The following is a 10,566-nucleotide window of genomic DNA, read 5'->3' on the forward strand; positions in this document are numbered from 1 at the left end:
GGCGACGACATGCAGAATCCAGCCGCACCCGCCGCACCCGAGACCGCCCGTGACCTGCACCGCCGCCTCTCCCCCCTGATGTTCCGCGACCAGCGCCGGCTCCAGCGGCGGCTGGACGGGGTCCGGAAGCTGCGCGACCCGCAGCGGCGCGAGGCGGCGCTGGCCGAGATCGCGGCCGAGGTGGCCCGGGCGGAGGCCCGGCTGGCGAGCCGGCGGACCGCCGTGCCGGCGATCACCTACCCGGCACAGCTGCCGGTCAGCGAGCGCAAGGACGACATCGCCGCCGCCATCCGCGACCACCAGGTGGTGATCGTGGCCGGCGAGACCGGCTCCGGGAAGACGACCCAGCTGCCCAAGATCTGCCTGGAGCTGGGCCGCGGGATCAACGGGTTGATCGGGCACACCCAGCCCCGGCGGCTGGCGGCGCGTACGGTGGCGGACCGGATCGCCGAGGAGCTCGGCACCGAGCTGGGCGACGTGGTCGGCTACAAGGTGCGCTTCACCGACCAGGTCAGCGAGAACAGCCTGGTCAAGCTGATGACCGACGGCATCCTGCTGGCCGAGTTGCAGACCGACCGGATGCTGCGCCAGTACGACACGCTGATCATCGACGAGGCGCACGAGCGCAGCCTCAACATCGACTTCATCCTCGGCTACCTCCGGCAGCTCCTCCCCCGCCGCCCCGACCTCAAGGTGGTCATCACCTCGGCGACCATCGAGACCGACCGGTTTGCCCGGCACTTCGCCGACGCCGAGGGCAACCCCGCGCCGATCGTCGAGGTGTCCGGCCGGACCTACCCGGTGGAGGTGCGCTACCGGCCGCTGGTCGAGGTCACCGAGGCCGAGGAGGAGGACGAGGCCGACGAGGAGAACGTCCGCGACCAGATCCAGGCCATCGGCGACGCGGTGGAGGAGCTGGCCGCGGAGGGACCGGGCGACATCCTGGTCTTCCTCAGCGGCGAGCGGGAGATCCGGGACACCGCCGAGGCGCTCGGCAAGCTGGTGGAGAAGAAGCGCTCCCTGCTGGGCACCGAGATCCTCCCGCTGTACGCCCGGCTGTCCACCGCCGAGCAGCACCGGGTCTTCGCCCCGCACACCGGACGCCGGGTGGTGCTGGCCACCAACGTCGCGGAGACCTCGCTGACCGTGCCCGGAATCAAGTACGTGGTGGACCCGGGCACGGCCCGGATCTCCCGGTACTCCAGCCGGCTCAAGGTGCAGCGGCTGCCGATCGAGCCGGTGTCGCAGGCGTCGGCCAACCAGCGCAAGGGCCGCTGCGGCCGGACCTCGGACGGCATCTGCATCCGCCTCTACGACGAGCAGGACTTCGAGTCCCGGCCCGAATTCACCGACCCGGAGATCCTGCGGACCAACCTCGCCTCGGTCATCCTCCAGATGACCTCGATCGGGCTCGGCGACATCGCCGCGTTCCCGTTCATCGACCCGCCGGACCGGCGCAACATCACCGACGGCGTCAACCTGCTGCACGAGCTGGGCGCGCTGAACCCGGCCGAGACCGACCCGGCGAAGCGGCTCACCGCGCCGGGCCGGCGGCTGGCCCAGCTCCCGGTCGACCCCCGGCTGGCCCGGATGGTCCTCGAGGGCGAACGCAACGGTTGCGCCACCGAGGTGGTCGTGATCGCCGCCGCGCTCTCCATCCAGGACCCGCGCGAACGGCCCGCCGACAAGCAGGCCCAGGCCGACCAGGCGCACGCCCGGTTCGCCGACAAGGAGTCGGACTTCGTCGCGTACCTGAACCTCTGGCGGTACCTACGGGAACAGCAGCGGACCCTGTCGTCCAGCGCCTTCCGCCGGATGTGCAAGGCGGAGTACCTGAACTACCTGCGGGTCCGCGAGTGGCAGGACATCGTCAGCCAGCTGCGCCAGGTGCTGCGTACCTCCGACAAGGGTGACGGCCGGCGCGGCGGCGGCGCGGACCTGCCGGAGGAGATCGACACCCCGAAGGTGCACCAGTCCCTGCTGCCCGGCCTGCTCTCGCACATCGGGCTCAAGGACGCCCAGAAGCACGAGTACCTGGGGGCGCGCGGGGCGAAGTTCGGGATCTTCCCCGGGTCGGCGCTGTTCAAGAAGCCGCCGCGCTGGGTCATGGCCGCCGAGCTGGTGGAGACCTCCCGGCTCTGGGGCCGGGTGGCCGGCCGGGTCGAGCCCGAGTGGGTGGAGCCGCTCGCGCAGCACCTGGTCAAGCGCAGCTACAGCGAGCCGCACTGGGAGAAGAAGCAGGCCGCGGTGATGGCCTACGAGAAGGTCACCCTGTACGGCATCCCCATCGTCACCTCCCGCAAGGTCAATTTCGGGCGGATCGACGCGGGCCTCAGCCGTGAGCTGTTCATCCGGCACGCCCTGGTGGAGGGCGACTGGCAGACCCACCACCAGTTCTGGCAGGACAACCAGCGGCTCCTCGAAGAGGTGGCGGAGCTGGAGAACCGGGCCCGGCGCCGGGACATCCTGGTCGACGACGAGACCATCTTCCAGTTCTACGACCAGCGGATCCCCGCCGACGTGGTCTCCGGCCGGCACTTCGACGCGTGGTGGAAGAAGACCCGCCGGGAGCAGCCGGACCTGCTCACCCACCACCGCGACCTGCTGATCAACTCCGGTCGCGGCGGGGTGGACGAGACCGACTACCCGGACGAGTGGCGGGCGGACGCCGTGACCCTCCCGCTGACGTACACCTTCGACCCGGGGACCCCGACCGACGGCGTCACCGTGGACATCCCGCTGCCGCTGCTCAACCAGGTGCCCGCGGAAAGCTTCGACTGGCAGGTGCCCGGCCTGCGCGAGGAGCTGGTGATCGCGCTGATCCGGTCGCTGCCCAAGGCGCTCCGGCGCAACTTCGTCCCGGTGCCCGACTTCGCCCGGGCCGCCCTCGCGGCGATCACGCCCGGGGAGGAGCCGCTGCTCGACGCGCTCACCCGGCAGCTGCGCCGGATGACCGGGGTGACCGTCCCGCCGGAGGCCTGGGACCCGACGAAGCTGCCGCCGCACCTCCGGGTCACCTTCCGGGTGCGCGGTGAGGACGAGAAGCCGGTCGCCGAGGGCAAGGACCTGCCGGCCCTGCAACGCCAGCTCCGCCAGGAGGTACGCCAGGTCGTCGCGGCGGCCGCGCCGGACGTGGCCCGGACGGGGCTCACCGAGTGGAGCATCGGCACCCTGCCGCGCACCATCGAGCAGGTCCGCGCCGGGTACGCGGTGACCGCGTACCCGGCCCTGGTCGACGAGGGCGCCACCGTCGGGGTGAAGGTCTTCGACTCCCCGGCCGAGCAGGAGGCCGCGCACTGGGCCGGCACCCGCCGGCTGCTCCGGTTGACGGTGCCGTCGCCGGCGAAGTTCCTCCAGGGGCGGCTGAGCAACGAGGCCAAGCTGGCGCTCAGCCGCAACCCGCACGGCGGGGTGCAGGCGCTGATCGAGGACGCGGCTGGCGCGGCGATCGACAGGCTGATGGCGGACGCGGGCGGCCCGGCCTGGGACGCCGAGGGCTTCGCCGCGCTGCGCGACAAGGTCCGTGCCGACCTGATCGACACCGTGGTCGAGGTGATGAACCGGGTCCGCCAGGTGCTCGCCGCCGGGTACGCGGTGGAGCAGCGGCTCGGCGCCACGAAGAACCTGGCCGTGGTGGCCGCCCTGGCCGACATCCGCAACCAGCTCGGCGGCCTCGTGCACAAGGGTTTCATCACCGAGGCCGGGTACGCCCGCCTGCCCGACCTGCTGCGCTACCTCACCGCCATCGAGCGCCGGCTGGACCGGCTGCCCGGCAACCCGCAGCGGGACAAGCAGCAGCAGGACCGGATCGCCGTGGTACAGCGGGAGTACCAGGACATGGTGGCCGCGCTGCCACCGGCGAAGCGGCAGTCGGCGGCGGTCCGGCAGGTCCGCTGGATGATCGAGGAGCTGCGGGTGAACGTCTTCGCCCAGGCGCTCGGCACCCCCTACCCGGTCTCCGAACAACGCATCTACCGGGCGATGGACGACGCCGAGGGCCGCTGACCAGGCCGGTCGCTTCGACATACCCGGCCGCCGGCGGGGTACCCGCACCCCCACGAGCCTCCGACGAGCTGGTGGGGTGGGTACGCATGGCGGCAGGGCCGACGGCCGAGGTCAGCTACCAGGCGCGGCGGCTCCGCGTCACCGTCGAGATGCCGTTCGACGAGTTCCGGAAACGGTACGAGGCGGCCGTTCCCGAGTACGACCCGCCGACGTTCGGCGCGCTCGTGAAGCGCGGGGCGGACTGGTCGGAGATGGTCGCCCTCATGGATCGTTCGGCGCCGCACGGGTTCCTCCGCTACTGGGGCAGCGACGTCGAGCCGCTGATGACCCTGGCCGGCGATCCCGGACCGTGTGCCGTGTACCTGATGGGCAACCACGTGATCATCGAGGAGATGTACCGGTACGACCCGGACGCGTTCCTGTACGCGCCGCTGCGTCCGGTGATCTCCAGCCGCTCGAGCGGCAGCACACAGTTCAGCATCGACCAGCCGAGCCTGCTCTTCGGCTCCTTCGGCGACGACCGCATCACGAAGGTCGGCGTCGAGCTGGACCGGAAGGTCGCCGCCCTGCTCCGACACCTGGGCGCTCCGGTGCCACCGGCCCTCGCCGGCTGACCTACAGCGGCTCCACGCCCGGAGGCAGCTCGTCGCTGGCGGTGGCGTGGTGGACGTACTCCAGGAGGATGCGGCGGAGTTCGCGGCCGGCGTGGGTGGGTACAACGTCCCGGCGGCGGGCCACCGCGATGGTCCGGCGTACGCCGGGTGGGGCGAGCCGGGTGACCCGGATGCCGGACCGGCGGGCCACCACGATGCCGGGCACCAGGGCGACGCCGAGTCCCGCCTCGACGAAGCTGAGCACGGCGTCCATCTCCCCGCCGTCCACGGACAGGGTGGGCTCGAAGCCGGCCTCCCGGCATGCCTGAAGGGTGGCGTCGCGCAGGTCGTAGCCCTCCCGGAACATGACCAGGGGCTGGTCGCGCAGGTCGGTGATGCGCAGCTCGCCGGTGGCGGAGGTGGCGGGCAGTGGGTCCACCGAGGCGACCACCAGGCTCTCCCGCAGGATCGGGTCGGCCCGCAGCCCAGGGTCGGTGCCGGCCGACGGCATGATGATCAGCGCCAGGTCGAGGTCGCCGCGGAGCAGGTCGCGGACGAGGTCCTGGGAGCCGCCCTCCTCGACCCGCAGGTCGACGGTGGGGTGGGCGTCGCGGAACCGGCGCAGCACCGGGGGCGCGAGGGAGGTGGCCAGGCTGGGTGTGGCGCCGAGCCGGACCCGGCCCCGGCGCAGCCCGACCAGCTCCTGCACCTCCCTGGTGGCGGTGTCCACGTCGGCGAGGATCCGCTTGGCCAGCGGCAGCAGCACCTCGCCCGCCGCGGTGAGGGTGATGTTGCCCCTTACCCGCTCGAACAGCGGGGCCCCGAGGTCGGTCTCCAGGGCGTGAATTTGCTTACTCAAGGAGGGCTGGGTGATGCCGACCAGATCGGCAGCTTGGGTGAAATGTCGTACTTCTGCGACCGCCACGAAGTACCGGAGCTGATGGAGCTGCATCTACATAGCTTATGGCTATCAAGACTGCGAAGTCGATGCATTGGACGCCTGATCGAACTGCTCCTAGCGTCGGTCGTGTGGTAATCACGAAAACTCGGTCGCCCATCCGTTCGAATGTCGGCCTCAAGGCCGTCATGGCGGTGACGGGCATCATCCTGGTGCTGTTCCTGGTCGCGCACATGCTCGGCAACCTGAAGATCTTCACGGGCGAGACCTCGTTCGACCACTACGCGCACTGGCTGCGCGAGATCGGGACGCCGCTGCTCCCGTCGACCTGGTACCTGTGGATCCAGCGCACGGTCCTCACCGTGGCCGTGCTGGCGCACATCGGATCGGCCACCGTGCTGGCGATGCGCGCCCGGGCCGCCCGCCCGGTGCCGTACGCGCACCGCAAGAAGATCCACGTGAACTACGCGGCCCGCACGATGCGCTGGGGTGGGGTGATCATCCTGCTCTTCGTGATCTACCACATCCTGGACCTGACCACCGGTCACCTGAACCCGCACGGCGTCACGACCAACCCGTACGGCAACGTGGTCGCGGACTTCGCCCCGGAGCGGTGGTACGTCACGCTCTTCTACGCCCTGGCGATCGTCACGCTCGGCTTCCACCTGCGCCACGGCGCCGCCAGCGCGTTCCGCAGCCTCGGCCAGCAGACCCCGAAGGGCGAGCGCCGCGCCCGGGCCGCCGCGCTGGTCTTCGCCGTCGTGCTCTGCGCCGGCTACCTGGTGGTCCCGTTCGCCGTACTCACCGGATTGGTGGCCTGACATGGATCTCTACACCGAAGGCGACCCGATCGCCGACACCAAGGCTCCGGACGGCCCGATCGAGACCCGGTGGGACCGCCACCGGTTCGAGATGAAGCTGGTCAACCCGGCCAACCGGCGGAAGCTGACGGTGATCGTGGTCGGCACCGGCCTGGCCGGCGGCTCCGCCGCCGCCACCCTGGCCGAGCAGGGCTACCACGTGAAGTCCTACTGCTACCAGGACAGCCCGCGCCGGGCCCACTCGATCGCCGCGCAGGGCGGCATCAACGCCGCCAAGAACTACCGCAACGACGGCGACTCGGTGCACCGGCTCTTCTACGACACCGTCAAGGGCGGCGACTTCCGCTCCCGCGAGTCGAACGTGCACCGGCTGGCCGAGGTCTCGGTCAACATCATCGACCAGTGCGTCGCCCAGGGCGTCCCGTTCGCCCGCGAGTACGGCGGCCTGCTCGACACCCGCTCCTTCGGCGGCGCGCAGGTCCAGCGCACCTTCTACGCCCGGGGCCAGACGGGCCAGCAGCTGCTGCTCGGCGCGTACCAGGCCCTGGAGCGGCAGATCGGCCTGGGCAACGTGGAGATGAACGCCCGCCACGAGATGCTCGAGCTGGTCATCGTCGATGGTCGGGCGCGCGGCATCGTGGTGCGGGACCTGGTCACCGGTGAGATCACCACCGAGATGGCCGACGCGGTCGTGCTCGCCTCGGGCGGCTACGGCAACGTCTTCTACCTCTCCACCAACGCCAAGGGCTGCAACGTCACCGCCTCCTGGCGGGCGCACCGCAAGGGCGCGCACTTCGCCAACCCCTGCTACACGCAGATCCACCCGACCTGCATCCCGGTCTCCGGCGACCACCAGTCGAAGCTGACCCTGATGAGCGAGTCGCTGCGCAACGACGGCCGGGTCTGGGTGCCGAAGGCCAAGGGCGACGACCGCGCCCCGCGGGACATCCCCGAGGACGAGCGGGACTACTACCTGGAGCGGATCTACCCCTCCTTCGGCAACCTGGTCCCCCGGGACATCGCGTCCCGCGCCGCGAAGAACGTCTGCGACGAGGGTCGCGGCGTCGGTCCCGGCGGGCTCGGCGTCTACCTCGACTTCGCCGACGCGATCAACCGGCTCGGCCGCGAGGCCATCGAGGCGAAGTACGGCAACCTCTTCGAGATGTACGAGCGGATCACCGGCGAGGACCCGTACCGGGTCCCGATGCGGATCTACCCCGCCGTGCACTACACGATGGGCGGCCTCTGGGTCGACTACGACCTCCAGTCGACCATCCCGGGCCTGTTCGTGATCGGTGAGGCCAACTTCTCCGATCACGGCGCGAACCGGCTCGGCGCCTCGGCGCTGATGCAGGGCCTGGCCGACGGCTACTTCGTGCTGCCGAGCACCGTGGCGAACTACCTGGCCGCCGGCCCGCTCGAGAAGGTCGACGCCAGCCACCCCGAGGCGGTGGCGGCCCGCACCGAGGTCGAGGATCGGCTCCAGCGGCTGCTGGCGATCAATGGCGACCGCACGGTGGACTCGTTCCACCGGGAGCTGGGCCAGATCATGTGGGAGCACTGCGGCATGGAGCGCTCCGAGGCCGGGCTGCGCAAGGCGATCGACGAGATCCGGACACTGCGCGACGAGTTCTGGCAGCGGGTCCGGGTCCCGGGCGACGGCGAGGGGCTCAACCAGTCGCTGGAGAAGGCCGGCCGGGTGGCCGACTTCTTCGAGCTGGCCGAGCTCATGTGCATCGACGCCCTGCACCGCGAGGAGTCCTGCGGCGGCCACTTCCGGGCCGAGTACCAGACCCCCGACGGTGAGGCGCAGCGCGACGACGACCGGTTCGCCTACGTGGCGGCCTGGGAGTACACCGGCACCGGTCAGCCCGTGCTGCACAAGGAAGACCTGAAGTTCGAATACGTCCACCCCACGCAGCGGAGCTACAAGTGAACCTGACCCTGCGCATCTGGCGCCAGAACGGCCCTGAGGACAAGGGTCAGATGGTGACCTACCAGGTCGAGGACGTGTCCCCGGACATGTCGTTCCTGGAGATGCTCGACGTACTCAACGAGCGGCTCATCCTGGACGGCGAGGAGCCGGTCGCGTTCGACCACGACTGCCGCGAAGGCATCTGCGGCATGTGCAGCCTCATGATCAACGGCGAGGCGCACGGCCCGCAGCGCGGCACCACCGCCTGCCAGCTGCACATGCGGCAGTTCTCCGACGGCGACACGATCGACATCGAGCCGTGGCGCGCCCGGGCCTTCCCGGTCGTCAAGGACCTGGTGGTCAACCGGAACGCCTTCGACAAGATCATCGCCGCCGGCGGGTACGTCACCGCCCCGACCGGCAGCGCCCCCGAGGCGCACTCCACCCCGGTGGCCAAGGCCAACGCGGACGCCGCCTTCGAGTCGGCCGCCTGCATCGGCTGCGGCGCCTGCGTGGCCGCCTGCCCGAACGGCTCCGGCATGCTGTTCACCGCCGCCAAGATCACCCAGCTCTCGCTGCTGCCGCAGGGCCAGCCCGAGCGCTACACGCGGGTGATCGGCATGGTGGACGCGCACGACGAGGCCGGCTTCGGCGGCTGCACCAACATCGGTGAGTGCGCGGCGGCGTGCCCGAAGGGCATCCCGCTGAACACCATCGGCCGGCTCAACCGGGACTACCTCAAGGCGTCGTCCAAGCGCGCCGGCACCCCGGGCTCCTGAACCGACCGTCGACCCACCCCCGGCCGCCGCACCCATCGAGGGTGCGGCGGCCGGTCCGTTTCCCGGGCCAGCCGACCGGGACAGATGTGCAGAGACGTCCTTTGGAGCTGAGTCGTCTGCGATGTCGCCAGCCCGGCCAACGCCCACGCGAACGCCGCGCAGGGCGGCCGGCGCGACAGCGGTGAGTCGCCTGCGACATCAGCTCCAAAGGTGCTCGCCACCTCTGCGGCGCCCTCACCGCGGCGGGTTCAAACCCTCCCTCACGGGTAGCAATCCGATGGTCGGTATCCAAGAGGAGACATTCCGGCACGAAGGCGTCGAGCTGCTCACGCCGTGACCTCCCGCGGCTCACGGGGCAGCGCGCCGGGTGGATACCGTGTACTGCGGACGACGGCGGAGGGACGGATCATGCGCGCACCAGCGGACCGGGAACTGGACCGGGCACTCGGCGGGCGGCTGTGGCGGATGGCCGGGTTGGCCGCAGTGGCCGGCCTGGCGTGGGCGGCCCGGGACGTGCCCGCCCAGCTCGGCGGCCGGCTCACCGGGGCCCGGGCGGAGCGGGCCGCCCGCTCCCCGCGCTTCCGGGACGGCACCTTCCACAACCCATCGAGCACCCGCACCATGGTCGCGGACCCGGGCCGCAACCTGCTCAAGGAACTGGTCTTCGGTAAGCAGAAGCGGCGGCCCGACAGCCCCGTCCCGCTGCTGCGCCCGACCGACGACCCGACGCCGACCGACACCGGGCAGGAACTGGCCGTCGTCTGGTACGGCCACGCCTCCGCGCTGCTCGAGATCGAGGGGCACCGGGTGCTGCTCGACCCGGTGTGGAGCGACCGCTGCTCCCCCTCCGCCCTGGTCGGCCCGCGCCGGATCCACCAGCCGCCGGTACGCCTCGAGGAACTGCCCCGCCTCGACGCCATCCTGATCTCGCACGACCACTACGACCACCTGGACATGGCGACCGTGTGCGCGCTGCTCGCCCAGCAGTCCGCGCCGTTCCTGGTGCCGCTCGGCGTCGGCGCCCACCTGGAGCGCTGGGGCGTGCCGGAGGAGCGGATCGTCGAGCTGGACTGGTCGGAGAGTCACCGCGTCGGCGGGCTGACCCTCACCGCCACCGCCGCCCAGCACTTCTCCGGGCGCGGGCTGCGCCGCGACGGCACCCTGTGGAGCTCCTGGGTGGTGGCCGGGGCGCGGCGCAAGGTCTTCTACACCGGCGACTCCGGCTACTTCGACGGCTACGCGGAGATCGGCGCCGCGCACGGGCCGTTCGACGTCACGCTCATGCAGATCGGCGCGTACGACCGCGCCTGGCCGAGCATCCACATGTTCCCGGAGGAGGCGGTCGCCGCCCACCTCGACCTGCGCGGCGGGCTGTTCATCCCGGTGCACTGGGCCACCTTCAACCTCGCCCTGCACGACTGGTCCGAGCCGGTGGACCGGCTCTGGGCCGAGGCGAAGGCCCGGGATGTCCGGCTGGCGGTGCCCCGCCCGGGCGAGCGGGTGGTGGTCGACGAGCCGCCGGCGGTGGACGGCTGGTGGCAGGCGATCGCCTGAG

7 protein-coding genes are annotated in these 10,566 nt (G+C 71.3%); 6 read left to right on the forward strand and 1 reads right to left on the reverse strand.

Going from position 1 to position 10,566, the window contains the following annotated elements:
- The first annotated feature begins 9 nt into the window (after positions 1 to 9).
- Positions 10 to 4,005: an ATP-dependent RNA helicase HrpA gene (gene hrpA / locus ACFYOS_RS18550; RefSeq protein ID WP_387142633.1), complete on the forward strand. Its 3,996-nt coding sequence runs from the start codon at positions 10 to 12 to the stop codon at positions 4,003 to 4,005.
- A gap of 86 nt (positions 4,006 to 4,091) precedes the next feature.
- Positions 4,092 to 4,619, forward strand: coding sequence for a hypothetical protein (locus tag ACFYOS_RS18555; protein ID WP_387142636.1), 528 nt, complete (start codon positions 4,092 to 4,094; stop codon positions 4,617 to 4,619).
- 1 nt (position 4,620) lies between these two features.
- Here ACFYOS_RS18555 and ACFYOS_RS18560 read toward each other — a convergent pair whose 3' ends face one another.
- A complete protein-coding gene (locus tag ACFYOS_RS18560; RefSeq protein WP_387142639.1) occupies positions 4,621 to 5,550 on the reverse strand; it encodes a LysR family transcriptional regulator in 930 nt (309 codons plus the stop codon).
- Positions 5,551 to 5,585: 35 nt separating this feature from the next.
- Here ACFYOS_RS18560 and ACFYOS_RS18565 point away from each other — a divergent pair, with 35 nt between their 5' ends.
- From ACFYOS_RS18565 to ACFYOS_RS18580, 4 genes are all read left to right on the forward strand, one after another.
- Entirely contained in the window at positions 5,586 to 6,317 is a 732-nt protein-coding gene (locus tag ACFYOS_RS18565) for a succinate dehydrogenase cytochrome b subunit (RefSeq protein WP_387142642.1), read from the forward strand.
- A gap of 1 nt (position 6,318) precedes the next feature.
- On the forward strand, positions 6,319 to 8,253 hold the full coding sequence (locus tag ACFYOS_RS18570; protein ID WP_387142645.1) for a fumarate reductase/succinate dehydrogenase flavoprotein subunit: 1,935 nt from the start codon (positions 6,319 to 6,321) through the stop codon (positions 8,251 to 8,253).
- A complete protein-coding gene (locus ACFYOS_RS18575; protein ID WP_387142648.1) occupies positions 8,250 to 9,011 on the forward strand; it encodes a succinate dehydrogenase/fumarate reductase iron-sulfur subunit in 762 nt (253 codons plus the stop codon). The genes ACFYOS_RS18570 and ACFYOS_RS18575 overlap by 4 nt, the downstream gene beginning before the upstream one ends.
- A gap of 408 nt (positions 9,012 to 9,419) precedes the next feature.
- The gene (locus ACFYOS_RS18580; RefSeq protein WP_387142651.1) at positions 9,420 to 10,565 is read left to right on the forward strand and encodes an MBL fold metallo-hydrolase; all 1,146 of its coding nucleotides are present in this window, start codon (positions 9,420 to 9,422) and stop codon (positions 10,563 to 10,565) included.
- Position 10,566: the final 1 nt, after the last annotated feature.

Origin of the sequence: Micromonospora sp. NPDC005806 (genome assembly GCF_042871425.1) — a bacterium.
Taxonomy (GTDB): Bacteria; Actinomycetota; Actinomycetes; order Mycobacteriales; family Micromonosporaceae; genus Micromonospora.

Bases quoted from the DNA above. Each gene is read 5' to 3' on its own strand.
- hrpA (WP_387142633.1), top strand. From the start codon at position 10: ATGCAGAATCCAGCCGCACCCGCCGCACCCGAGACCGCCCGTGACCTG.
- ACFYOS_RS18555 (WP_387142636.1), top strand. From the start codon at position 4,092: ATGGCGGCAGGGCCGACGGCCGAGGTCAGCTACCAGGCGCGGCGGCTC.
- ACFYOS_RS18560 (WP_387142639.1), bottom strand. From the start codon at position 5,550: ATGCAGCTCCATCAGCTCCGGTACTTCGTGGCGGTCGCAGAAGTACGA.
- ACFYOS_RS18565 (WP_387142642.1), top strand. From the start codon at position 5,586: ATGCATTGGACGCCTGATCGAACTGCTCCTAGCGTCGGTCGTGTGGTA.
- ACFYOS_RS18570 (WP_387142645.1), top strand. From the start codon at position 6,319: ATGGATCTCTACACCGAAGGCGACCCGATCGCCGACACCAAGGCTCCG.
- ACFYOS_RS18580 (WP_387142651.1), top strand. From the start codon at position 9,420: ATGCGCGCACCAGCGGACCGGGAACTGGACCGGGCACTCGGCGGGCGG.